Annotated in this window: 23 protein-coding genes and 1 other RNA gene; 18 read left to right on the top strand and 6 right to left on the bottom strand. The window is 72.2% G+C overall.

Annotation, left to right across the window (positions count from 1 at the left end; genetic code table 11):
• Window positions 1-192: 192 nt before the first annotated feature.
• Complete coding sequence (locus ACGFI8_RS40960) at window positions 193-432, bottom strand: hypothetical protein (protein ID WP_392812983.1); 240 nt, start codon at window positions 430-432, stop codon at window positions 193-195.
• A gap of 193 nt (window positions 433-625) precedes the next feature.
• Between ACGFI8_RS40960 and ACGFI8_RS40955 the strand changes: the two genes are divergently transcribed.
• From ACGFI8_RS40955 to ACGFI8_RS40935, 5 genes are read left to right on the top strand one after another with little or no spacing between them, the layout of a single operon-like run.
• On the top strand, window positions 626-1,858 hold the full coding sequence (locus ACGFI8_RS40955) for a helix-turn-helix domain-containing protein (protein WP_392812981.1): 1,233 nt from the start codon (window positions 626-628) through the stop codon (window positions 1,856-1,858).
• 20 nt (window positions 1,859-1,878) lie between these two features.
• Window positions 1,879-2,454, top strand: coding sequence for a flavoprotein (locus ACGFI8_RS40950; protein ID WP_392812979.1), 576 nt, complete (start codon window positions 1,879-1,881; stop codon window positions 2,452-2,454).
• Between the two features lie 9 nt (window positions 2,455-2,463).
• Window positions 2,464-3,282 carry a Nif3-like dinuclear metal center hexameric protein gene (locus ACGFI8_RS40945; RefSeq protein ID WP_392812977.1) on the top strand — a complete coding sequence of 273 codons (819 nt, stop codon included), beginning with the start codon at window positions 2,464-2,466 and terminating at the stop codon, window positions 3,280-3,282.
• Window positions 3,279-4,019, top strand: a complete 741-nt coding sequence (locus tag ACGFI8_RS40940; RefSeq protein WP_392812975.1) for a zinc ribbon domain-containing protein — start codon at window positions 3,279-3,281, stop codon at window positions 4,017-4,019. The genes ACGFI8_RS40945 and ACGFI8_RS40940 overlap by 4 nt, the downstream gene beginning before the upstream one ends.
• A 4-nt stretch (window positions 4,020-4,023) precedes the next feature.
• Window positions 4,024-5,094, top strand: a complete 1,071-nt coding sequence (locus tag ACGFI8_RS40935) for a bifunctional RNase H/acid phosphatase (protein ID WP_392812973.1) — start codon at window positions 4,024-4,026, stop codon at window positions 5,092-5,094.
• Here ACGFI8_RS40935 and ACGFI8_RS40930 read toward each other — a convergent pair.
• On the bottom strand, window positions 5,091-5,870 hold the full coding sequence (locus ACGFI8_RS40930) for a sulfite exporter TauE/SafE family protein (RefSeq protein WP_392812972.1): 780 nt from the start codon (window positions 5,868-5,870) through the stop codon (window positions 5,091-5,093). The two genes, ACGFI8_RS40935 and ACGFI8_RS40930, sit on opposite strands and share 4 nt — an antisense overlap.
• 29 nt (window positions 5,871-5,899) lie before the next feature.
• Between ACGFI8_RS40930 and rnpB the strand changes: the two genes are divergently transcribed.
• The 6 genes from rnpB (at window position 5,900) to ACGFI8_RS40900 (ending at window position 9,472) form a co-directional block, all read left to right on the top strand.
• An RNA gene (gene rnpB, locus ACGFI8_RS40925) (RNase P RNA component class A) lies at window positions 5,900-6,304 on the top strand.
• A 196-nt stretch (window positions 6,305-6,500) separates the two neighbouring features.
• Window positions 6,501-7,019 carry a hypothetical protein gene (locus ACGFI8_RS40920; RefSeq protein ID WP_392812971.1) on the top strand — a complete coding sequence of 173 codons (519 nt, stop codon included), beginning with the start codon at window positions 6,501-6,503 and terminating at the stop codon, window positions 7,017-7,019.
• Between the two features lie 688 nt (window positions 7,020-7,707).
• Window positions 7,708-8,007 carry a helix-turn-helix domain-containing protein gene (locus ACGFI8_RS40915; protein WP_392812969.1) on the top strand — a complete coding sequence of 100 codons (300 nt, stop codon included), beginning with the start codon at window positions 7,708-7,710 and terminating at the stop codon, window positions 8,005-8,007.
• Complete coding sequence (locus ACGFI8_RS40910; protein ID WP_392812967.1) at window positions 8,007-8,384, top strand: hypothetical protein; 378 nt, start codon at window positions 8,007-8,009, stop codon at window positions 8,382-8,384. The genes ACGFI8_RS40915 and ACGFI8_RS40910 overlap by 1 nt, the downstream gene beginning before the upstream one ends.
• A 21-nt stretch (window positions 8,385-8,405) precedes the next feature.
• On the top strand, window positions 8,406-8,984 hold the full coding sequence (locus ACGFI8_RS40905; RefSeq protein ID WP_392812966.1) for a hypothetical protein: 579 nt from the start codon (window positions 8,406-8,408) through the stop codon (window positions 8,982-8,984).
• A 107-nt stretch (window positions 8,985-9,091) separates the two neighbouring features.
• Complete coding sequence (locus ACGFI8_RS40900) at window positions 9,092-9,472, top strand: hypothetical protein (RefSeq protein WP_392812964.1); 381 nt, start codon at window positions 9,092-9,094, stop codon at window positions 9,470-9,472.
• A 128-nt stretch (window positions 9,473-9,600) separates the two neighbouring features.
• Here the strand turns inward: ACGFI8_RS40900 and ACGFI8_RS40895 are convergent, their stop codons facing one another.
• Window positions 9,601-9,873: a hypothetical protein gene (locus ACGFI8_RS40895; protein ID WP_392812962.1), complete on the bottom strand. Its 273-nt coding sequence runs from the start codon at window positions 9,871-9,873 to the stop codon at window positions 9,601-9,603.
• Between the two features lie 195 nt (window positions 9,874-10,068).
• Between ACGFI8_RS40895 and ACGFI8_RS40890 the strand changes: the two genes are divergently transcribed.
• Window positions 10,069-10,728 (top strand): hypothetical protein, encoded by a 660-nt coding sequence (locus ACGFI8_RS40890; RefSeq protein ID WP_392812961.1) that lies wholly within the window; start codon window positions 10,069-10,071, stop codon window positions 10,726-10,728.
• A gap of 80 nt (window positions 10,729-10,808) precedes the next feature.
• Here ACGFI8_RS40890 and aroA read toward each other — a convergent pair whose 3' ends face one another.
• A complete protein-coding gene (aroA, locus tag ACGFI8_RS40885; protein WP_392812960.1) occupies window positions 10,809-12,095 on the bottom strand; it encodes a 3-phosphoshikimate 1-carboxyvinyltransferase in 1,287 nt (428 codons plus the stop codon).
• A gap of 547 nt (window positions 12,096-12,642) precedes the next feature.
• On the opposite strand from aroA, the gene ACGFI8_RS40880 reads away from it, so the two are divergent.
• From ACGFI8_RS40880 to ACGFI8_RS40860, 5 genes are all read left to right on the top strand, one after another.
• Complete coding sequence (locus ACGFI8_RS40880; RefSeq protein WP_392812959.1) at window positions 12,643-12,840, top strand: hypothetical protein; 198 nt, start codon at window positions 12,643-12,645, stop codon at window positions 12,838-12,840.
• Window positions 12,841-12,965: 125 nt separating this feature from the next.
• Complete coding sequence (locus ACGFI8_RS40875) at window positions 12,966-15,014, top strand: hypothetical protein (RefSeq protein ID WP_392812957.1); 2,049 nt, start codon at window positions 12,966-12,968, stop codon at window positions 15,012-15,014.
• A 131-nt stretch (window positions 15,015-15,145) separates the two neighbouring features.
• Window positions 15,146-16,564 carry an RNB domain-containing ribonuclease gene (locus ACGFI8_RS40870; RefSeq protein ID WP_392812956.1) on the top strand — a complete coding sequence of 473 codons (1,419 nt, stop codon included), beginning with the start codon at window positions 15,146-15,148 and terminating at the stop codon, window positions 16,562-16,564.
• On the top strand, window positions 16,561-17,256 hold the full coding sequence (gene npdG / locus ACGFI8_RS40865) for an NADPH-dependent F420 reductase (RefSeq protein WP_392812955.1): 696 nt from the start codon (window positions 16,561-16,563) through the stop codon (window positions 17,254-17,256). The genes ACGFI8_RS40870 and npdG overlap by 4 nt, the downstream gene beginning before the upstream one ends.
• Window positions 17,253-18,461, top strand: a complete 1,209-nt coding sequence (locus ACGFI8_RS40860) for a cytochrome P450 (protein ID WP_392812954.1) — start codon at window positions 17,253-17,255, stop codon at window positions 18,459-18,461. Before npdG ends, ACGFI8_RS40860 begins: the two co-directional genes overlap by 4 nt.
• A 77-nt stretch (window positions 18,462-18,538) precedes the next feature.
• Here the strand turns inward: ACGFI8_RS40860 and panB are convergent, their stop codons facing one another.
• Together panB and ACGFI8_RS40850 are read right to left on the bottom strand one after the other, a co-directional pair.
• On the bottom strand, window positions 18,539-19,372 hold the full coding sequence (gene panB / locus ACGFI8_RS40855) for a 3-methyl-2-oxobutanoate hydroxymethyltransferase (RefSeq protein ID WP_392812952.1): 834 nt from the start codon (window positions 19,370-19,372) through the stop codon (window positions 18,539-18,541).
• Between the two features lie 156 nt (window positions 19,373-19,528).
• Window positions 19,529-21,211, bottom strand: a complete 1,683-nt coding sequence (locus ACGFI8_RS40850) for a nitrilase-related carbon-nitrogen hydrolase (RefSeq protein WP_392813015.1) — start codon at window positions 21,209-21,211, stop codon at window positions 19,529-19,531.
• A 157-nt stretch (window positions 21,212-21,368) separates the two neighbouring features.
• Between ACGFI8_RS40850 and glnA the strand changes: the two genes are divergently transcribed.
• Window positions 21,369-22,721, top strand: a complete 1,353-nt coding sequence (gene glnA / locus ACGFI8_RS40845) for a type I glutamate--ammonia ligase (RefSeq protein WP_392812950.1) — start codon at window positions 21,369-21,371, stop codon at window positions 22,719-22,721.
• The last annotated feature ends 14 nt before the right edge of the window (window positions 22,722-22,735 follow it).

The following is a 22,735-nucleotide window of genomic DNA, read 5'->3' as shown; positions in this document are numbered from 1 at the left end:
ATCGGGTCGAACACTGAGCAATGAGTAGATCAATACTCAGCAATGGGTAAGTACCCTCGCATTCCTTGAGTACTACGTTCGGATTACGAGGGTCGACGTAGGGCTACACGGACGCTACGTTGGGCAGCGGCACGAATTCTGCACGTGAATCTTTCCGTGAAGAGAGAGCCGGTTGTGACGACCTCGACGCAATCACACGGCGGTGCGCCAGGTGGCGCGCCGCCCAGCCGTGGCCACCGGCCCCACCCCGATGGCGTCGAGCATGAGCGCCTCCACCGCGACGGTGGGGCAGCCCGGCGTAGCGCAGTCGAAGCGGCGCGGCCGGCGGCCCGAGTGCCGGCCGACCGGGAACGCGCCCAGCCGCACCGGCCAGCCGTGTGCGGCGTAGCGGGCCGCCGCCTTGCGCAGTCGCGACCGTTCCCACGAGAGCATGACCGCCTTCTACCAGGCAATATCACTCGAAAGTGCGCACGAAACCACGCCGCGTTACCGGACGCTTTGTGCGTCGTTGGCCATCACGACGGGGGCTGCAACTTGCACATCGGAACATATGAGCAAGCGACCGGGAGGAAACGCACAAATCGTGCGATGTTTCCCGGCTGGGTGACCTCCGGAGGTGAGCGACGTGGATGAGTTGCCCATCGGCCGTCGGGTGGCGTACTGGCGAAACCGCCGGAAGATGTCGCAGCAGGTCTTCGCCGACCGGCTCGGCAAGTCCAAGAGCTGGGTCGACAAGGTCGAGCGCGGCGTGCGGCGGCTGGACAAGTTCTCTGTCGTGTACGAGATCGCCGACGTCCTCCAGCTCGACGTGCAGATCCTGCTGGGCCGGGACCCGGAGCGGCGGCCGGACAGCTTCAGCGGCGTCGACCAGGTCGAGGTCGAGGAGATCCGGGCCGCGCTGGAGCGCTACGACCAGATCAGCGCGTTCTTCTTCGCGCCGCCGGAGCCGCCGTCCCTGCCGGAGATGCGCAAGGCCGTCACCCACGCCTGGATGAGCTACCAGCACGCGAAGTACGCCACGCTGGCCCGCACCCTGCCCCGCCTGCTGCGCGAGGCGCAGGCCGCCGACAGCGCCTACAGCGACGGCCCGCAGGCCGTGGAGGCCGCCCACCTGCTCGGGCAGACGTACCAGATCGCCTCGTCGGCGCTGCGCAAGCTCGGCGAGCACGAGCTGTCCTGGCTCGCCGCGGATCGCTCGATCGCGGTGTCCCAGCGCGCCGACGACCAGCTGCTGGCCGGCACCGCCACCACGCGCGTCGCGCTGGCGCTGCTGTCGCTCGGACGCGCCCGGCCAGCGCTCGAGATCAACGTCAACATCGCCAACCGAATCGCCCCCGGCACCGACGGCAACGACAACACGCCCGAGCGCCTATCCGTCTACGGGCACCTGCTGCTCCAGGGCGCGATGGCCGCGGCCCGCATCGGCGACAGCGCGACCGTGCGTGACCTGCTCGCCGGGGCCGAGGAGGCGGCCCGCGGCCTGGAGGGCGACGCCAACTACTACTGGACGTCCTTCGGCCCGACGAACGTCCAGCTGCACCGCGCCGCCGCCGCCGTGGAGCTCGGCGAGGGGCGGGCGGCCGTGGAGGTACACGAAAATTTGGATCTTGATGGGTTTCAGGCCCTGCTGCCGGAGCGCCGGGCGCACCACTTCCTGGACCAGGCCCGGGCGCGGGCGCTGATCGGCGACATCGAGATGGCCAGCGAGATGCTGCTCGAGGGCGACCGGCTGGCGCCCTCGGAGATCCGGTGCCGGCCCCTGGCCCGCGAGGTGCTCAGCGACGTCCTGCGCCGCACCCACGGCGCCCCGTCCGCCCCGGTGGCCGAACTCGCCGAGCACCTGAGCGTCGGGGTTTGAGCACAGGGCACAATGCCGCTATGTCCGGACCTGTCCTCTACGCCGTCGTGTGTGGCTCCCCGGCCACCCAGGGCGTCGGCACTCTGGTCTCGCTCGCCCAGGAGCGGGGCTGGGACGTCTGCGTGATCGCCACGCCGGACGCCCTCAAGTGGCTCGACATCCCCGCCCTCGTCAAGCAGACGGGCCACCCGGTACGGCACCGCTACAAGTACCCCGGCGAACCCGACGTCCTGCCCGCGGCCGAGGCCATGATCGTCGCGCCGGCCACCGTCAACACCGTCAACAAGTGGTCGGCCGGCATCGCCGACACCCTGGCCCTGGGCCTCATCGTGGAGGCGCTCGGCCTGGGCCTGCCGATCGTCGCCGTGCCGTACACCAACCGCGCGATGGCCGCCCACCCCGCCTTCGGCGAGTCGATCGAGCGGCTGCGCTCCTGGGGCGTCACCGTCCTCTACGGCGAGGACGTCGTCGAGCTGCACCAGCCCGGGATCGGCGAGACCCGCGACGACTTCCCGTGGCACCTGCCGCTCGACACGCTCGATCGGCACCCCTCCGTGCAGGCCCAGCGGATCGCAGGCGGCGGCGCAGTGGACTAACGTTACGCCGTGCGCGTAGCCGAACTCGTGGAGCTGCTGGAGCGGCGGTATCCGCCGGACTGGGCCGAGGACTGGGACCGTGTCGGCTTCGTCCTCGGCGAGCCCGACGCGACCGTCACCCGGGTGCTGCTCGCCGTCGACTGCGACCCGGCGGTCGTCGACGAGGCGGAGGCGGCCGGGGCCCAGTTCGTGTTCACCCACCACCCGCTGCTGCTGCGCGGGGTCTCCAGCGTGGCGCCCACGACGTACAAGGGCCGGATCGTGCACCGCATGATCCGGTCCGGGATCGCGCTGTACACCGCCCACACCAACGGCGACGTTGCCAACCCGGGCGTGTCCGACGCCCTGGCCGCGACCCTCGGCCTGCGCGACGTGCGGCCGCTGCGCCCCGATCCCCGCTCGCCCGAGCGTGGACACGGCCGCGTCGGGCGACTCCCCGAGCCGATGACCCTGGCCGCCTTCGCCGCCCACGCGGCGGCGAGCCTGCCGAAGACGGCCGCGGCCGTGCGCGCCGCGGGCGACCCGGCCGCGACGGTGGAGACGGTCGCGGTCTCCGGCGGCGCCGGCGACGTGTTCCTGGCCGACGCGGTGCGGGCCGGCGTTGACGCATACTTGACCGCGGATCTGCGCCACCACCCGGCGCAGGAGCACCTCGCCAATGGCGGGCCGGCTCTCGTCGACGTTGCGCACTGGGCGTCCGAGCGGCCCTGGCTGGACGACGTGGCGGCGTTCCTGCGGGCGGAGGCCGGCGTGCAGACCGTGGTGTCCGATGTGGACACCTCACCCTGGGTACTGTTGACAGGCTCCTTGGAGGGCAACGACTCGTGAAGGCTGACCCGGAAGCCCAGCGCCGCCTGCTCGACCTGCAGGCGATCGACATCGCGCTGACCCAGCTCGCGCACAAGCGCAAGGCGCTGCCCGAGCACGCCGAGCTCGGCAAGCTGGCCCGCGAGCTGTCCACGATGGAGGATCAGCGGGTCCGCGCCCAGGTGGCCGTCGACGACCTCGACCGCGACATCGACCGGCTCGAGCGCGACGCCGAGCAGGTCCGCGCCCGCAAGGAGAAGGACCAGGCGCGCCTCGACGCCGGCACCGGCCCGTCGCGCGAGCTCGAGGCGCTGCAGCACGAGATCGGCACGCTCAACCGGCGCCAGTCCGAGCTCGAGGACGCCGAGCTGGAGCTCATGGAGCAGCGCGAGACCGCGCAGGCGGCCCTGGACGAGGTCGTCACCGCGCTGGAGGCCCGCCGCGCCACCCGCGCCGAGGCCGAGCGGCGCCGCGACGAGGCCCTCGCCGCGATCGCCAAGGACGAGGAGTTCCGCCAGGCCGGCCGCCGCCCGCTCGCCGCGGACCTGCCCGCCGACCTCGTCACCCTCTACGAGAAGATCCGCGAGAGCAGCGGCGGCATCGGCGCGGCCATGCTGCGCCAGGGCCGCTGTGAGGGCTGCCGCATCGAGCTCGCCGGCGGCGACCGGGCCCGGGTGAAGGCCGCCGCCACGGACGAGGTCGTGCGCTGCGAGGAGTGCCGCCGCATCCTGGTGCGCACCGCCGAGTCGGGGCTGTAGCCGCATGCGGGTGGCCGTCGAGGCGGATGGCGGGTCGCGCGGAAACCCCGGCCCGGCCGGCTACGGCGCCGTCGTGCGCGACGAGTCCGGCGAGGTGCTCGCCGAGCGCCTCGGCGCGCTGGGCGTGACGACCAACAACGTCGCCGAGTACTCCGGGCTCATCGCCGGCCTGCGCGCGGCACGCGAGCTCGGCGCCGACGAGGCCGAGGTGCGCATGGACTCCAAGCTCGTCGTCGAGCAGATGTCCGGGCGCTGGCAGATCAAGCACCCCGGCCTGCGCCCGCTCGCCGAGGAGGCCCGGGAGCTGGCCAAGGGCTTTTCCCGGATTCGGTACACCTGGATCCCCCGCGAGCAGAACCGGCACGCCGACCGGCTGGCCAACGCCGCGATGGACGGCAAGACCGCCGCCGACCTGGAGCCTCCCGCCGCCGCCGCGCCGCCGCGGTCGTGGTCGCCGCCCTCGACCGGCTCGCCGCTGCGGATGGTGGTCCTGCGGCACGGGGAGACCCCGTACACGGCGCAGAAGCGCTACTCAGGCCGCGGCGACATCCCCCTCTCCGACACCGGCCACGAGCAGGCGGCCCGCGCCGCCGCCCGCGCGCGGCAGCTCGCCCCGTCCATCGCCGCGGTGGTCAGCTCGCCGCTGAAGCGCTGCCTCGAGACCGCCGCCGCCTTCGGCGACGTGCCGATCCACGTCGAGGACGACCTCATCGAGTGCGACTTCGGCGATTGGGAGGGGCTCACCTACGCCGAGGTCCGCGAGCGCTACGGCCCCGAGCAGGACCGCTGGCTCGCCTCCACCGCGGTCGCGCCGCCCGGCGGCGAGTCGTTCCAGCAGGTCGCCATGCGGGTGCGGCGGGCCGTGCGGCGGCTGCAGGAGCGGTACGAGGGCCGCGAGATCGCCGTCGTCAGCCACGTCACCCCGATCAAGCTGCTGCTGCGCGACGCGCTCGCCGCGAGCGACTCGTTCCTCTTCCGGCTGTACCTCGACCCCGCCGGCCTGTCGCTCGTGGACTCCTGGCCCGACGGCGGCGTCGCGGTGCGCTCGGTCAACGAGACCGCGCACCTGACTTAGAAGAAGGCGCGGTACAGGAGCACCAGCCCGACCACCGAGCCGAACACGACGATCACCGTCTTGAGCATCGCGCTCGGCAGCCGGCGGGCCAGCCGGGCGCCGACGTACCCGCCGACGAGCGCGGCGGGTGCGACGATCGCCACGTCGACCCAGTCGACCGGCCCGAACAGCGCGAACGCGAGCACCCCGACCAGCCCGCCGAGCGCCGAGATGACGTTCTTCAGCGCGCTGACCCGGGCCATGGACTGGTCCAGCACGAGCCCGAGCGCGGCGACGAGCATCACGCCGAGGGCGGCGCCGAAATATCCGCCGTACAGCGAGCCGAGGAACACCATCCCGTGCAGCCCGAGCCGCTGCCGGCGGGGCGACAGGTCGCGGGGATGCCCGACGAGCCGCCGCAGCCGATCCTGGAACGCGAGCACCGCCGCGGCCCCCAGCACCAGGAACGGCACCACGAGGTTGAACGCCTCGGCCGGCGTCAGCAGCAGCAGCGCGCACCCGAGCCCGGCCGCCACGACCGACGTCGGCCCGAGGCTCAGCAGCAGCCGCCGCGATCCGTCCCGCGCCAGGTCCGCCAGGTCGGTCCGGCTACCGTGGACGGCGGCGACGTACCCGGGGAAGACCGCCGTGGTGTTGGTCACGTTCGCCGCCACGGGCGGCAGCCCCGTGGCGATCAGCGCCGGGAACGTGATCAGCGAGCCGCCCCCCGCGATCGCATTGATGGTCCCGGCCGCCAGCCCGGCCACAGACAGCACTGCGATGTTTGAGGGGTTCATGGTCTGATTACCATAGTCAGCGCGACGGACGAGTCGACCGGGCGGTCGCGTCGGCACCACACTGGTGCCGCCGAGGAACGTCCGGGCTCCACAGGGCAGGGTGGTTGCTAACGGCAACCCGGGGCGACCCGCGGGACAGTGCCACAGAAAGCAGACCGCCCAGCGGCCGGGCAACCGGCCAGCTGGGTAAGGGTGAAACGGTGGGGTAAGAGCCCACCAGCGCCCCGGGCGACCGGGGCGGCTAGGTAAACCCCACCCGGAGCAAGGTCAAAAGGGCCGGCGCCCACGGGCCCGGCCTGCGCAGGCGTTCGAGGGCTGCCCGCCCGAGCCTGCGGGTAGACCGCTGGAGCCTGCCGGCAACGGCAGGCCGAGATGGATGGCCGCCCCCTGCCGCAAGGCGGGGACAGAACCCGGCGTACAGGTCGACTCGTCCGTCGTCCCCTGAGCACGGCCCTGTCAATTGCCTCTGAGCTGCTATTTAGTACGTCAGTTCTGGTAGATGCTGGTCAATCAAGTCGAGAGGTATGGTCCACACCGCGGAATCCGGGCACTCACGCGAAGCAGCTTAAACGCTTCGTACTACGACACCTGCACGACGCCGACACCTGATACATGGGAGGAGGTAGGCCAATGACCACTCATGTCTTCACGATTGTGATCAATCAGCGGCCTACCGAGGCTGACCTGCGTAAGCTTGACGACAAGGGGCTTGATGATGCCACATTCGGTGTGGATCGAGGGCTTCCGGTAGTTGAGTTTGATAGGGAAGCGCCGACTCTTGCAGAAGCGGTAGCTTCCGCAATCCGAGACCTCGAAGCCGCAGACCTGGTTGCAAGTCGGGTTCTGGATGAGGATCTGCTCACGCTCGCTGACATAGCGGACCGTATCGGTCAGAGCAGAGAGTCGGTTCGTCGGTATGTCACCGGGGATCGCGGACCGGGGGGTTTTCCGCCTCCTGCTAATCCGGCACGTGATGGCACCGTATTCTATCGATGGAGCGAAGTTGCGCCGTGGGTCCGCCGAAATCTACAAATTGATGTCCCAGAGGCAGACCCGGCGCTCGCACTTGCAAATCTTCTAATCCAGGCTCGCCGGCTGGCGGGGCAGGTTGCTCATTCTGCAGCTCTTACCGACCTGTTGAGCATTTAGCTATCTCGGGTCAACTGCGTTGACGAAGCCGGACCGCGGCTTCGGGTGGGTTGTCACGTACGTGACAACCCACCAGCCCTGTGTCATCCCGTCTGCCGTCGACCCGCCACGATGTGGAAGCGCGCCTTCGCCCAGGGCGTCGGAGTTGACAGTCGCGTACGGACGCTTGGCGCCCCGGGCGAAGGTGTGCTTGGCTGCGCCCGGGTTGGTGGCAGGCGGGATGGCACAGGGCACCCTCAGCCACCGATCACCGCAAGCCGCCCGGGATCATCCTGGAGCCGGTGATCCCCGCCGGAGGCATAAAGACCGCACGCGAGACGAAGCGTAAGCCGCCGCGTAGCTTTTCCGCCCACTCGGCCGTCACGCCCTGGCCTCGTCGTGTGTTCCGCGTGCTCAAGTCGGCCCACCTCGCAGCCCGGAGTTCCGCCTTCGTTCTGGCGGCCCGGGCTGCTTGGTGCTGTTTGCTCGCGCCGGGGGCTGGAACGCCGCCGCCCGTGCCGAAGGCCAAGGGCGAGCAGCGCGGCGCGCGCGCCAGCCCCGCTGCGGCGCGGGCGAGCGGCGCGTTTCGGGCCGCCTTGAACCCGTACAGAAAGTTCTCAAAGTTCTCACCGGATAGATCCGGGCTGCTTGTCGTACTCTGCTTGATCCGTTACAGGTCGACTTCACTTGGTGTGCGACACTCCGCCGAGTGCTGGTGGAGTTGACCATGACGGAACAGCGGTATCGCGCCGTGTTGGAAGTGGAGGCCGGGGCTCCGGTGACCGAGGTCGCCGAGCGGTTCGGGGTGTCGCGGCAGGCGGTGCACCGCTGGCTGGGCTGGTACCGGTCTCTGGGCCTGGAAGGGCTGGCGGACGGGTCGCATCGGCCGCACGCGCATCCGGCCCAGACGTCGCCGGAGGTGGAGGCGGCATCGGTCTGGCTGGCCGCCAGCACCCGGTCGGCAGCCAGTTCGCCGGGCGGCGCGTCACCGTCCGCCTGGAGGCCCTGATGCAGATCACCGACCACGGTGTGCTGTTGCGCAGCCTGCCCAACCCGCTGTCGCCGACCGACATGGCCCGCATCCGCGATGCTCGCCCGGCCGGACCAGCCCCGGCGCCGCCGGCCGACCCACAGCGCGTCGACCGCCGCGTCAGCAGCCGCGGCGCGCTCGTCATCGCCGGGCAGAAGATCCACATTGGTATCCACCACGCCGGTGCCACCCTGGCCGTCGAGGCCGCCGCCACCACGTTCCGCATCTTCGACGGCGACCAACTCGTCACCGAGGTCGCCCGCACCACCACGAAGCCCATCGCTCGACACAAGGTCCGCAAACCCGAACCACCACGCCGCGCCTGCTCGACCGGCGTGGGGGCCGCTCAACATTGACGGCTGACCTACTCTTTGGGCATGCCGGACCGCCTCGATGGCCCATTGGCCGAATTCGCTGCGCTGCGACGGGAGATCGACCGTCGCGCGGTCGCTCAGCAGCAGATCTTTGTCTTGCAGGTGCTGACGGCCGGCGCCTTGTTCGTCATCGCGTTCTGGCACGTGTCGTGGGCGCCGTGGCTGCTGATCATTCCGTTCAGCAGCTGCCTGCTGTGCACTGCATCCGTCGCGCAGATCGCGGCGATCGCCACTATCGTCGGGTACATCCGTGACGAACTGGAGCCCACGATCGAGGGGCTCGGGTGGGAGAGGTACCGGCAGCAGGTTCCGTACCCGTTCACGTTTCCCCGGTTGTCGCACCCCAACCTGTTGCTGTTCGGTGGGGTGCCCGGCCTGGCACTGGTCCTGGCCCTGAAGCCGGTTCTCATCGACGAGCGCTTGCCGGCGCCTGGGTACGTCGCGGCGTGGCTCGTCGGGGTGCTGGTCGCGATCTACGGCGCCTACCTGGCGTGGATCTCGGCGACCGGGAGGTTCTTCCCACGTAGTCGCGCACCGCAGGCGGAGCCGGCCGCGGAATCGCAGGCGGAGCCGGAAACATGAACGCGCAGCCGACAAAGATCCCCGTGTGCCACAGCTGAGATGGAGAAAGCGCCACTGGCGTCCAACCAGGCCGCGCGCGGCGTGCGGTTGAGCGTGGCGGCTGGCGGGTGGACATTGCTCACCGGGAGTTGTGCAAGCCCATCTACGCCACCCTGCCGTGGGAGGACCCGTTCGGCTCCAAGCAGGAGACCGTGAGCCTGCTGCTCAGCACGCCTCGCCGCAATCCGATCCGGCGCAACACCTTCGACGAGCTGACCTGGAACCCTTCCCTCGACGCCGCTGGCATCCCCCGGGCGCGGGAGAACGGCACCCACGCGCTGCGGCACCGCTGCGCCTCGATGCTGCTCGACGCGGGGAGAGCATCAAGGCCGTCTCGGAGTACCTGGGGCCACTGGGACCCCGGGTTCATGCTTCGCCAGTACACCCATTCCATGCCGAGCACTCCAGGAACGGATGCGAGCCGCGATCGACGCCAGCCTCGAAAATGAGGAAACCGCCCAGTGACGGCCCGATAAGATCTAGAACTCATGTTTCGGCTGGTCACGGCGTTGTATCGGCACGATGCCCGGCGTACAGGTCGACTCGTCCGACGCCGCGTGCTGGGTGGACGGTTGGGTCAGCCGAAGGCGCGGTGCAGGGCGCCGAGGAACTGCCACAGCTCGTAGGCGACGAAGCCGGAGAACACCGCGCCGGCCAGGGCCATGACGAGGGTCAGGCCGGCGAGGACCAGGTTGGTGCTCTGCAGCTTGCGCAGCGCGGCGAGTTCGTGGGCCAGGTCGACGGTCGCGCCGACGACCGGGCCGGGGGCCGGCTGCGGCTTGGAGCCGTTCGGTGGGGCGTACGGAGCCGGCGAGGCGGGGCCGGGCACGTAAGGGACGTGGTTGGTCACGATCGGCAGTGTGACGCGGCCGGACCCGGATCGCTCTCCGCCGATCGTCCGGCGGGCATCGGACGGGCCGGGGAAATACCTCGCCCCGAACCACGGGGCGGGGTGGCGTGTGCCGGAATGCGGGCGCTCAAGGGAACTTTAAGATCGGCTTTGGGTGCTTGACCGGCTTCGATGGGCCGTCGAGCATTTTGCGCTGTGTCACGCAGGAGTCTCGTCGTACTGTTCGCCGCTGTCGTTGCGGCCGTTGTCGTCGCCCCCATCGCCATCGCGCGGGCCTCGGAGCTCGGGGTCATGCGGGCGCCCGCCGCGAGCGCAGGGGAGCCCCAGCCCGACCACCTCGACATGACCGGGGCCACGCCGGCGCCGCAGCGCGACGGGGTGCTGGCGCTCGACCCGACCGGCGTGCCGGGGCTGTTCAAGTGCCGGCGGTACCGCATCTGGAGCTTCGCGGCCGGGCGGTACGTCGCCGAGGAGCAGGACTACCCCGGGGCCCGGCACAACATGCTGCGCGCGCGGACGGCCGCCGACCGGGTCGGCAGCTGGGAGGAGTTCGACGTGTGCTCCGACGACGGCGGGCACACGGTGTACCTGACCGCGCCGTCGGGCTACCTGGTGACCGCCGAGTTCAACTACACGGGGTCCGACCGCGGGATGCTGCGCGGGCGCGGCGAGTGGGTCGACGTGTGGGAGACGTTCGACGTGTGGTCCGCCAACGGGCTGTACTACCTGCGCAACGTCTCCCGGGGCACGTACGTCACCTGCCGCGTCGACTACACCGGCGCCGCCTACCAGACGATGAAGGCGACCGGTGCCGGCGCCGGCAGCTGGGAGGCGCTGCGATTCGACCCCGTCTGAACATGCCGCCGAGGCGTCACAGGGTGATGACCGTCCTCGGCGGCCGGCGGACCACCGGGCGCCGAGGACGGTCGAGGCCGCTATGCCCGCTGCGACAGCCGGGCCAGGTCTTCGAAGTACTCCGGATAGGTCTTCGCCACGCACCGCGGGTCGCGGATCTCGATGCCCGGTACCCGCAGGCCCAGCAGCGCCAGGCTCATCGCCATGCGGTGGTCCTCGTAGGTGTCGAACGTGGTCGGCGTGGGCGTGGCCGGGTTGATGGTGAACCCGTCGGACTCCTCGACCGCGTCGACGCCGGCGCGGGACAGCTCCGCCACGATCGCGCCGATGCGGTCGGTCTCCTTGCCGCGGATGAAGCCGATGCCGGTGACCCGGGTGGGGGAGTCGGCGAACACGGCCACCGCGGCGAGGGTCTGCGCGGTGTCGGAGATGTCGGCCATGTCGACGTCGATGCCGTGCAGCTCGCCGGTGCCGGTGACCGTGATGCTGTCGGCGGCCCGCTCGACCCGCGCGCCCATCTGCTCCAGCAGGTCGGCGAAGCGCACGTCGCCCTGCAGGCTGCGGGTGCCCAGCCCCTCGACGGTCACCCGCCCGCCGGTGATCGCGGCCGCGGCCAGCAGGTAGGAGGCGGCGCTCGCGTCGGGCTCGATGTCGTAGTCGGTCGCCCGGTACGCGCCCGGGTGCACCGTCAGGCCTTCCACGGTGACGCCGAACGCGGCCATGACGGCGGTGGTCGCTTCGACGTAGGGCACAGAGACCAGCGGCGAGGTGAGTTCGACCGTCAGCCCCTCGTCCATGAGCGGACCGGCCATGAGCAGACCGGAGAGGTACTGGCTGGAGATGTGCCCCGGGAGCGCCACCTTGCCCCCGGTCAGCGGCCCGGTGACGGCGACCGGTAGGTATCCGGGCTGGCCCAGGTCCTCCACCGTCGCGCCCAGTTCGCGCAGCGCGACCACGAGCGCGGCGAACGGCCGGGCGCGCAGCTGCGGGGTGCCGTCGACCACGCCGCGCGCGGGGCGCAGCGCCGCCGCCGGCAGCACGAACCGCGACGTGGTGCCCGACTGGCGCGCGTCGATGCGCACGTCGCCGGTGGAGGTGCGCGGGTCGATGCCGTCGACGACCACCGTCCGCGCGGCCTCGTCGAGGGTGACGGTCGCGCCCAGCGCCCGGACGGCGTCGACCATCGCATACGTGTCGTCGGCGAAGAGCATCCCCGTCAGCGTGCTGCGCCCGGGCGCGAGCGCGGCACAGATGAGGGCGCGGTTGGTGATGCTCTTCGAGCCGGGCGGGCGCAGCGACGCGTCGGGCGGCGAGGCCAGCGGCGTGACGGCGAGGACGTCCGGCAGGTCATCGGCATGGAGGCTCACGCTTCGATTGTCCCGCAGGCGGAGTCCGCGCGGGAACGAGGGCCGCCGCCTTCAGCGCTGCCAGCGGCACGGGCCGGTCGGCCGGCAGGTCCCCAGGGTTGTCGCGCTCCCGGCTCCACTCGTCGGAGAGGCGGTACGCATACTGCTCGCGGTCCTCCGCCGGTGGCTCTTTCACGCCCCCCGCGGCGGGCTCGCCGACGCCCATGGTGTCCACCGTGGACGATTCTCGTTCGTCCCCGAACGATGGCCGGAGGGTCGACCGGACGACTCGAATGTGCTTCCTCCGTTCGGCTCACCCTCGGGTGATGGTGACCACACGGCGACGTGGCAACTCCCGGTTTGGCATGGGATTTTCCGGCCGGCCCATGATCGGCAAAGCCTTGCCGCGCAACGGATCCGGACCGGCCCTGGGTGCCTGCGGAGCCCCCGGATCCGCAGCGGTGGGTGTCTGCGACCGGTCTCGGCCGGTTGCGTCTACTGTGGAATCTGAACCAGCTATTTGCCGGTTTCGGTGGCGCGTGTTTCATTTGCGGTGCACAGTGATGTCATGAGCAGCAGCGGTGCTGAGCGGTACTACTGGTGCCTATCTCACCAACGGGTCGAGTCCGAGGCCGACATGTGCCCGGGAAGGGATCGCCTCGGCCCCTATGATTCGGCGGCAGAAGCCGAGCAGGCCCTCGCCAAAGTCCGCGAACGCAACGAGGCGTGGGACGCCGAGGACGAACGGTGGGAAGGCAAGCACTAGCAAGACGCCGGAGCACGGGGCGACCGCGAACCGCCCCGCCCGACGGCAACCGGAACCCGTCCACCCGCACAACCCAACCGCGAACATCCCGCAGGACGCGGGATAACTCCTCCAGGAGGACCACGATGGCCGCAGCAAAGAAGGCCACCACGAGATCGGCCGCAGCGCGCGCGGCCGCGACGACCGCGGCGGCCCAAGCCTCCGCGACGACCGACCCGGCCCCCGCCAGGGCCCGTGGGACGGTCGCGGCAAGCTCCCCCCGCCGCACCGCGACAGCGGCGGTGACCCCGGCGTCGTCGACGTCAGCGCGCAAGTCGGCGACGGCCAAGGCGGCGACCCCGGCGTCTTCGGCGTCGACGTCGTCGCGGAAGCCGGCGGCCGACACGGCCACCCCGGCGGCGAAGAAGACGACGGCGGCCAAGACGGCGACGCCGGCGGCCAAGAAGACGGCGGCGGCCAAGGCGGCCACCCCGGCGGCGAAGAAGACGGCGGCGGCCAAGGCGGCGACGCCGGCGGCGAAGAAGACGACGGCGGCCAAGACGGCCACCCCGGCGGCGAAGTCCACGACCGCGGCGAAGAAGACCGCGGCCAAGACGGCAACGCCGGCGGCCAAGACGACCGCTGCGGCGGCGAAGAAGACCGCGGCGAAGAGCACCGCGGTCAAGGCGGCGGCGAAGAAGACCGCGCCGGCCAAGAGCGCGGCGAAGACGACCACCGCGGCGGCCAAGAAGACCACGGCCGCGAAGAGCACCGCCGCCACGAAGACCACCGCGGCGGCGAAGAAGGCCGCGACCGCGAAGGCCACCCCGGCCAAGGCGGTCGCGAAGAAGACCGCCACCGCGAAGGCGGCCCCGGCCAAGGCGGCGACCAAGGCGACGGCGGCGAAGGCGACCGCGGCGAAGACGGCGGCGAAGGCGACCGCGGCCAAGGCCACCAAGTCGACGGCCACCAAGTCGACGGCGAAGGCCGCCCCGGCGAAGGCGGCGGCGAAGGCGGCGGCGAAGAAGACCGCCACCGCGAAGGCGGCCCCGGCCAAGACGACCACCAGGGCCACCGCGGCGAAGACGACGGCGGCCAAGGCCACCAAGGCGGCGGCGACCAAGGCGACGGCGACCAAGGCGACGGCGAAGGCCGCCCCGGCGAAGGCCGCCACCAAGGCCACGGCCGCCAAGACCGCCGCGAAGTCGGCGGCGAAGGCGGCCCCGGCGAAGACGGCGACCAGGGCCACCGCGGCGAAGTCCGCGGCGAAGGCCGCCCCGGCGAAGGCGGCGGCGAAGAAGACCGCCACGGCGAAGGCGGCCCCGGCCAAGACGACCACCAGGGCCACCGCGGCGAAGGCGACGGCGGCCAAGGCCACCAAGGCGGCGGCGACCAAGGCGACGGCGAAGGCCGCCCCGGCGAAGGCCGCCACCAAGGCCACGGTCGCCACCAAGGCCACGGCCGCCAAGACCGCCGCGAAGTCGGCGGCGAAGGCGGCCCCGGCCAAGACCGCGGCGACGAAGACGACGGGCACCAAGGCCACGGCGGCCAAGGCCACGGCGACCAAGGCCGCGGCGACCAAGGCCGCGGCCAAGTCCACCGCGGCGAAGGCGGCGACGGCGAAGGCCACCCCCGCCAAGACGGCGGCGCCCGCGAAGACCGCGGCGGCGAAGGCCACCGCGAAGGCGGCCCCGGCGAAGTCGGCGGCGAAGGCCACTCCGGCCAGGACCGCGGCGACGAAGACGACGGGCACCAAGGCCACGGCGACCAAGGCCACGGCGACCAAGGCCACGGCGACCAAGGCGGCGGCGACCAAGGCGGCGGCGACCAAGGCGGCGGCGACCAAGGCGGCGGCGAAGACGACGGCGACGCCGGCGAAGACGGCGGCCAAGACGACCACCGCACGGAAGGCGCCGGCCCGCAAGGCCACGCCGCCCGCCGCGGCGGCCGAGGCCCCGCAGACGCTCACCCCCGCGGCGGTCGAGCCGGCCGAGCCGGCCGAGCCAGCCACGCCCCCGGCGGTCGTCGCCGAGGGTGGCCTGGACGCCGGCGCCCCGGCGGCGGTGGAGGACACCACGGCGGAGTCCGCGTCGGGCGCCGCGAGCGAGGCCATCCCGGGCCGCGAGAACGGCAACAACCCGGAGGAGGCCGCGAGCATGACGCCGGAGGACTGGGCGAGCATCGCCCGCCCGTAACGGAGGTATTCGCAACGACGGCCGGTCCGCCCTCCCGGGCGGGCCGGCCGTTCGCCTTCTCCGCGGGGCGGGTGAGCGATGACGGCCGTTCGCGGGAGTCCGTGAGTGAACCGGACTGGTATGACTGACCGGTGACCGCACGCCGTGTTCTCGCCCCGCGCATCGACTTCAGCCCGCTGCGCCGCGAGCTCGACCTGCCCGACGGGTTCTCCGCCGACGCCGAGGGGGAGGCCCGGGAGGCCGCCGCGCGGGCGTTCGACGACCGGACCGACCGCACCGAGCTCGAGTTCGTCACCATCGACCCGCCCACCTCGAAGGACCTCGACCAGGCGCTGTTGCTGCTGCGGCGCGACGGTGGGTACCGGGTCCACTACGCCATCGCCGACGTCGCCGCGTTCGTCACGCCCGGCGGGACGCTGGAGCGCGCGACGTGGCAGCGCGGCCAGACCGTGTACCTGCCCGACGGCAAGGTGCCGCTGCACCCGCCGGTGCTCAGCGAGGGCGCCGCGAGCCTGCTGCCCGACCAGGTGCGGCCCGCGGTGCTGTGGACGATCGACCTCGACGAGGCCGGGGCGACCGTCGCCGTGGACGTCGCCCGGGCGCGGGTGCGCAGCCGGGCGAAGCTCGACTACGCCTCCGTGCAGCGCGACGCCGACGCGGGGACGCCGCACCCGTCGGTGGCCCTGCTGCCGGAGGTCGGCCGGCTGCTCGTCGCGCTGGGGCTGGACCGCGGCGCGGTAAACCTGCCGATGCCCGAGCAGGAGGTCGAGCCGGACGGGGACGGCTGGCGGCTCACCCTGCACGCGCCGGTCGCGGTCGAGGAGTACAACGCGCAGATCTCGCTGCTGACCGGGATGGCCGCGGCCCGCATCATGCTCGGCGGCGGGGTGGGGCTGCTGCGCACGATGCCGCCCCCGCCGGCCGCGACCGTCGAGGCGCTGCGGGTGGCGGCGCGGGCGCTCGGGATACCGTGGCCGGACCACGCCACGCCCGGGAGGGTCATCGCCACGCTCGACCCGTCCCAGCCGCGGGCCGCGGCCTTCCTCGACCAGGCGGCCGAGATGATGCGCGGGGCCGGGTACACGCCCTTCGACGGCGCGCCGCCCCAGCAGCCCCTGCACGCCGCCGTCGCCGCGCCGTACGCGCACGTGACGGCCCCGCTGCGGCGCCTTGCCGACCGATACGTCACCGAGGTGTGCCTGGCCCTGCACGCGGGCGCAGCGGTGCCCTCGTGGGCCCGGGAGGCGCTGCCGAAGCTGCCCGAGGTGATGAGCCGCACCGACCGGGTCGCCGGCGCCGCCGAGCGGGGCGCGGTCGACCTCGTCGAGGCGGTACTGCTGCAGGACCGCGTCGGCGAGACCTTCGAGGCCGCCGTGCTCGACGTCGACCCGGCCCGCCACCGCGCGGCCATCGCGATCGACGACCCGCCCGTGCGGGCCCGCTGCGAGGGCGACGGGCTGCCGCTGGGGGAGCGCACAGCGGTACGGCTCACGGAAGCCGACCCGGCCAAGCGGAGGGTGGTCTTCCAGGAGGTACAACTGGAGGCATGACCTACGACCAGAGCGCCTTACCCGACGTCTCGGGCCTGTCCGTCGGCATCATCGGCGGCACGGGTCCCCAGGGGCGCGGCCTCGCCTACCGTTTCGCCCGCGCCGGACAGCGGGTCCTCGTCGGATCCCGCTCGACCGAGCGCGGCGCGCACGCGGCGCAGGAGCTGCGCGACATGCCCGGCGTCGGGCCGGACCTCGTCGACGGCGGTGACAACGCCTTCGCCGCCGGCGCCGACGTCGTCATCGTCGCGGTGCCGTGGGAGGGCCACGCGGGCATCGTCTCCGAGCTGGCGCCGCTGCTGACCGGCGGGAAGATCGTCGTGGACTGCGTCAACCCGCTCGGCTTCGACAAGCAGGGGCCGTATCCGCTGCGGGTCGAGGAGGGCAGCGCCGCCGAACAGGCCGCCACGCTGCTGCCCGAGGCCCGGGTCTGCGCCGCGTTCCACCACGTCAGCGCGGTGCTGCTGGCCGACCCCGAGGTCGACGCCGTCGACCTGGACGTGCTCGTGCTCGGCGACGACCGCGACGCAACCGACCAGGTGCAGGCGCTGGCCGCGCGGATCGAGGGCATGCGGGGCGTGTTCGCCGGGCGGCTGCGCAACGCCGGGCAGGTCGAGGCGCTGACGGCGAACCTCATCTCCATCAACAAGCGGTACAAGGCCCACGCCGGCATCCGGGTGACCGACCTGTGAGCGACCCGGTGTTCGACCCAGAGTTCGACCCATGGTCCGCGGAGTTCGTCGCGGCGCCGTACGCGGCCTACGCGCGCCTGCGCGAGGAGTCGCCGGTGCGCTGGTTCGAGCCGAGCCGGCAATATCTCGTGTCCCGTCACGAGGACGTCAACGCGCTGCTGCGCGACCGCCGGCTGGGCCGCAGCTACCTGCACGTGAGCACCCACGAGGAGATGGGCCGCACGGCGCCGCAGGACTACCAGGAGCCGTTCTGGACCCTCAACAACAACGGCATGCTCGACCGCGAGCCGCCCGACCACACGCGGCTGCGCCGGCTGGTGTCGCAGGCGTTCACCCCGCGGCGGGTGGAGGCGCTGCGTCCGGTCGTGCAGCGGCTCGCCGAGGAGCTCGTCGACGCGTTCGTGGCCGAGGGCGGCGGCGACCTGATCGCCCAGGTCGCGGAGCCGCTGCCGGTGACCGTCATCGCCGAGCTGCTCGGCGTCCCCGAGGCCGACCGGCACCACCTGCGGCCCTGGTCGGCCGCGATCTGCGGGATGTACGAGCTCAACCCCTCCCGCGAGACGGCCGAGGCGGCGGTGCGCGCGTCGGAGGAGTTCTCGGAGTACCTGCGCGCGCTGGCCCGCCGTCGCAAGGACGACCCGCGCGACGACCTCGTCAGCGCCCTTGCCGCGGTCGAGGGGCTCAGCGAGGACGAGCTCATCGGCACCTGCGTGCTGCTGCTCAACGCCGGCCACGAGGCGACGGTCAACGTCACCGGCAACGGCTGGCGCGCGCTGCTGCAGCACCCGGACCAGCTGCAGAAGATCAAAGACGACCCCGGCCTTCTCGGTACCGCCGTGGAGGAGCTGATGCGCTTCGACACCCCGCTGCAGATGTTCGAGCGGTGGGTGCTCGAGGACATCGAGGTGCGCGGCGTGCCGATCCCGCGGGGCAGCGAGGTCGCCCTGCTGTTCGGCTCGGCCAACCACGACCCGGCCGCGTTCGCCGACCCGGAGAGCCTCGACGTCACCCGCCGGGACAACCCGCACATCTCCTTCGGCGCGGGCATCCACTACTGCCTCGGCGCCCCGCTGGCCCGCATCGAGCTTCTCGCGTCGTTCGGGGCGTTGCTGTCCAAAGCGCCCGGCCTGCGCCTGGAGCGCGAGCCGGTCTACAAGCCCGGGTACGTCATCCGTGGCCTGAACAGCCTGGATGTGTCCGTTTAGTGCTAACACGGATAAATCCGGACGCCAGCGCGTCCGGATTTATCCGTTATTTCGTGGAATACGCGCGGTCGAGCGGGTCAGTCGAAGGTGTGTTGCTGCGCCGGGAAGACGCCCGAGCGGACCTCCTCGGCGAACGCCCGCGTCGCGTCGGTGAGGGCGCCGGCCAGGTCGGCGTAGCGCTTGACGAACCGCGGCGTCTTCCCCGTCCGCAGGCCCGCCATGTCCTGCCAGACCAGCACCTGCGCGTCGGTGTCCGCACCCGCGCCGATGCCGATCGTGGGGATGTGCAGCTCGTGCGTGATGCGCTTCGCGACCTCGCCCGGCACCATCTCCAGCACCACCGCGAACGCGCCCGCCTCGGCGACCGCGTGCGCGTCGTCCACGACGTCCTCGGCGGCGTCGCCGCGGCCCTGGACGCGGTACCCGCCCAGCGCGTGCTCGCTCTGCGGTGTGAAGCCGATGTGCGCCATGACCGGGATGCCGGCGCTGGTCAGTGCGGCGATCTGGGGCGCGACCCGCCGGCCGCCCTCCAGCTTCACCGCGTGGCAGCCGCCCTCCTTCATGAAGCGGACCGCGGTGCGCAGCGCCTGCGCGGGGCCCTCCTCGTATGAGCCGAACGGCAGGTCACCGACCACGAGCGCGCGCTGCGTCGAGCGGACCACCGCGCGCACGAGCGGGAGGAGCTCGTCCTCGGAGACGGACACCGTGGACTCGTACCCGTAGACGTTGTTGGCGGCGGAGTCGCCCACCAGCAGGACGGGAATGCCGGCCTGGTCGAAGATGCCGGCGGTGTACTGGTCGTACGAGGTGAGCATCGGCCACCGCTCGCCGCGCTCCTTGGCGGCGATGAGGTCCCTGGTGCGCACCCGGCGATTGACGGCGCCACCGTACAGGGACGGAATCTCGGACATCAGCGTCCTCCTTCACTCCTCGAGGCCCCGTTCGGGGTCCCCGGGCTTACCCCCCCGATGGTCGCACCGGCGGCGCCGGATGCGACCGGTTGGATGCGGTTTTTCACAGCACCGATCCAACGGCGGGGTCCGCGGCGTCGTGACCGACCCGCCGTCTCAGCGTGGCGCGGTCTTGGGCCGGATGACCCTGCCGTGCCGGAACCGGTTGGTGATCGGCAGGCCGTGGTCGCGCGCGGACGCCCGCGCCGAGATCCGGGTGCCCGGCGGGATCTGGCGGCGGCGGTACTCCGCCGAGTCCACCATCCGCAGCGCGCGATCGACGAGCCCCGGGTCGTACCCCTCGGCCACGAGGTCGTCGCGGCCCAGGCCGGCGTCGACGTAGCCGGCCAGGATCGCGTCGAGCGCCTCGTGGCCGGCCGGCGGCCCGGCGATCGCGCGCCGCGGGATCGGCGGGGGCTCGTCGCGCCGCTCCGCCTCCTCGTTGCGCCACCGGGCGAGCCGGCGCACGAGCGTGCGCGGCACGTCCTTGAGCGGGTCGAAGCCGGCCTCGGGGCCGCCCTGCAGGATCGGGTCGCCGACCGCGAGCGCGCTGCGGTCGGCGACGGTCAGCACCAGGCGCTGCTCCTGGTCGGCCAGCGTGGCGATGATCACCCCGCGGACGCGGGCCGGCAGCAGCTCCAGGGCGGTGCCGCCGAGCGCGAGGTTGGCCAGGAAGGCGTCGACCATCGGCTGGATCGGCTCCACCCGGAAGTCCAGGCCGGTGCGCAGGGCCAGCTCGCGCGCGTCGTCGCGGGACGCCACGGAGGAGTACTCGCCGGGCATCGACACGCCGACCACGCCGGCCGGGCCGAGCGCGTCGCAGGCGATCGCGGCGGCGACGGCCGAGTCGATGCCGCCGGACAGGCCCAGGGCGACGCTGTGGTAGCCGTTCTTGTGCGCGTAGTCGCGCAGGCCCAGCACCAGCGCCTGCCAGACCTCGGCCTCGTCGACGCCCCGCGCGGCGATCTCCGGCGGCGGGGCGGGCCGCGCCGGCTCGGGCACCGCGTCCGAGAGCGTCGCGTGCCCGGGCGCCGGACCGCCGGCGGGCTCCACCGGTGCGGCGGGCAGGTCGAGGTCGAGCACCATCAGCCGCTCGTCGAACAGGGGCGCGCGGGCGATCAGGGCGCCGTCCGGGCGTACCACCATGGAATCCCCGGCGAAGACCAGCTCGTCCTGGCCGCCCACGAGGTTCACGCTCGCGACCGTGGCGCCGGCCTCCGTGGCGCGCCGGGCGAGCAGGGCGAGGCGGGTGTCGTCCGGGCCGAGCTCGTACGGCGCGGCGTCGCCGTGCACCACCAGCCCGGCGCCCGCGTGCCTCGCTTCCGCGAACGGGCCGCTGCCGCGCTCCAGGTCCTCGCCGACGGCCAGCGCGATGTCGACGCCGCCGACGCGCACCACGGCCGGCGGCTCGCCGGGCCGGTCGCCGTTGGCGGGGCCGAGCACCCGGGCGCCGCGGTACAGCACCGCCGTCGCCGCGTGCGGCCCCGGCCCGTCGGCGTTTCCGGCGTCCCCGGCATCTCCGGCATCAAGGCATCCGGCCAGCACGACGATCTCGCCCAGGCCGCGCTCGGCCAGGCGCACGGCCAGATCGTCGACCGCCTGCCGGCACGCGACCAGGAAGGGCTCCTGCAGCGCCAGGTCCCCGACGGGGTGCCCGGTGAGCATCAGCTGCGGGAACGCCACCACGTGGGCGCCCTCGCCGGCAGCGCGGGCCGTCCAGGCGAGCACCAGGGCCGAGTTGCCGGTCAGGTCGCCCACCGTCGGGTCGGCCTGGGCCAGCGCCACTCGCAACCGGGCCATTTCAGCAGTGTCCACGGCCGCCTCCGCGACGTTCACTCCCGTGCCGGGCCGGATATCGCGGTCCGGTAACTTGTGTGTAATAGCGTCGGGTGAGACTTGCCCGAATTAGCCGCAGACATTCAGCCGTAGACAGACCGCAGCTCGTGGGGGCATCGCCGTGGACCGTCAGCAGGAGTTCGTGCTCCGCACGCTCGAAGAGCGGGACATCCGATTCGTCCGGCTGTGGTTCACCGATGTGCTGGGCACGCTCAAGAGCGTGTCGGTCGCGCCGGCCGAGCTCGAAGCGGCCTTCGAGGAGGGCATCGGGTTCGACGGCTCCGCCATCGAGGGCTTCGCCCGGGTCTACGAGTCGGACATGGTGGCCATGCCCGACCCGACGACGTTCCAGGTGTTCCCGTTCGAGGGCGGCATGTCCGGCGAGAGCGCCCGCATGTTCTGCGACATCACCCTGCCCGACGGCTCGCCGTCCTGGGCCGACCCGCGCCACGTGCTGCGCCGGGCGCTGTCGAAGGCGGCTGAGAAGGGCTTCACCTTCTACACCCACCCCGAGATCGAGTTCTTCCTGCTCGAGTCGCTCGGCGAGGACGGCTCGATCCCGGTGCCGGTCGACACCGGGGGCTATTTCGACCACACCACCCACGCCGTCGCCCGCGACTTCCGCCGCCAGGCGGTGCTCGCCCTGGAGCGGATCGGCATCTCGGTCGAGTACAGCCACCACGAGGTCGCGCCCGGCCAGCAGGAGATCGACCTGCGCTACGCCGACGCGCTCACCACGGCCGACAACATCATGACGTTCCGGCACGTCATCAAGGAGGTCGCGCTGTCGCACGGCGTGCACGCGACCTTCATGCCCAAGCCGTTCACCGAGCAGCCGGGCAGCGGCATGCACACGCACCTGTCGCTGTTCGAGGGCGAGCGCAACGCGTTCCACGACGCCAGCGACCCGATGAAACTCTCGAAGGTCGGCCAGGCGTTCATCGCCGGCCTGCTCGTGCACGCCCGGGAGTACACCGCGATCACGAACCAGTGGGTGAACTCCTACAAGCGGCTCTTCCCGCAGACGCTGCCCAACCGGATCACCGAGTCGCCGGCGTACGTCTGCTGGGGGCACAAGAACCGCTCGGCGCTGGTGCGCGTCCCGGCCTACGGCAAGCCAAACTCGGCGCGCGTCGAGGTGCGCTCGCTCGACTCGGCCTGCAACCCCTACCTCGCCTACGCGGTCATGCTCGGCGCCGGCCTGCGCGGCATCGAGCAGGGCTACGAGCTGCCGCCCGGCGCCGAGGACGACGTGTGGGCGCTGACCGACGGCGAGCGTCGCGCGGCCGGCTACGAGTCGCTGCCGGAGAACCTCTCCGAGGCCCTCGACGTCATGGCCAGCTCGGAGCTGGTCGCCGAGGTCCTCGGCGAACACGTCTTCGACTTCTTCCTGAAGAACAAGCGGACGGAGTGGGAGGAGTACCGCCGGGTGGTGACCCCGTTCGAGCGGGAGCGCTACCTCGGGATGATGTGATCCCGGCGGCCGTC

It is taken from the genome of Dactylosporangium sp. NPDC048998, from assembly GCF_043197855.1.
In the GTDB taxonomy this organism is placed as follows: domain Bacteria; phylum Actinomycetota; class Actinomycetes; order Mycobacteriales; family Micromonosporaceae; genus Dactylosporangium.
Note: the sequence above shows the minus strand (reverse complement) of the source record. Positions and strands in the feature narration are given on the sequence as shown.

What these genes read in the sequence shown, in the direction of transcription:
- ACGFI8_RS40905 (WP_392812966.1), top strand. Translation starts at nt 8,406, where the DNA reads ATGCCGGACCGCCTCGATGGCCCATTGGCCGAATTCGCTGCGCTGCGA.
- ACGFI8_RS40930 (WP_392812972.1), bottom strand. Translation starts at nt 5,870, where the DNA reads ATGAACCCCTCAAACATCGCAGTGCTGTCTGTGGCCGGGCTGGCGGCC.
- ACGFI8_RS40960 (WP_392812983.1), bottom strand. Translation starts at nt 432, where the DNA reads ATGCTCTCGTGGGAACGGTCGCGACTGCGCAAGGCGGCGGCCCGCTAC.
- ACGFI8_RS40880 (WP_392812959.1), top strand. Translation starts at nt 12,643, where the DNA reads ATGAGCAGCAGCGGTGCTGAGCGGTACTACTGGTGCCTATCTCACCAA.
- ACGFI8_RS40920 (WP_392812971.1), top strand. Translation starts at nt 6,501, where the DNA reads ATGACCACTCATGTCTTCACGATTGTGATCAATCAGCGGCCTACCGAG.
- ACGFI8_RS40910 (WP_392812967.1), top strand. Translation starts at nt 8,007, where the DNA reads ATGCAGATCACCGACCACGGTGTGCTGTTGCGCAGCCTGCCCAACCCG.
- ACGFI8_RS40935 (WP_392812973.1), top strand. Translation starts at nt 4,024, where the DNA reads ATGCGGGTGGCCGTCGAGGCGGATGGCGGGTCGCGCGGAAACCCCGGC.
- ACGFI8_RS40875 (WP_392812957.1), top strand. Translation starts at nt 12,966, where the DNA reads ATGGCCGCAGCAAAGAAGGCCACCACGAGATCGGCCGCAGCGCGCGCG.
- ACGFI8_RS40950 (WP_392812979.1), top strand. Translation starts at nt 1,879, where the DNA reads ATGTCCGGACCTGTCCTCTACGCCGTCGTGTGTGGCTCCCCGGCCACC.
- npdG (WP_392812955.1), top strand. Translation starts at nt 16,561, where the DNA reads ATGACCTACGACCAGAGCGCCTTACCCGACGTCTCGGGCCTGTCCGTC.
- ACGFI8_RS40850 (WP_392813015.1), bottom strand. Translation starts at nt 21,211, where the DNA reads ATGGCCCGGTTGCGAGTGGCGCTGGCCCAGGCCGACCCGACGGTGGGC.
- panB (WP_392812952.1), bottom strand. Translation starts at nt 19,372, where the DNA reads ATGTCCGAGATTCCGTCCCTGTACGGTGGCGCCGTCAATCGCCGGGTG.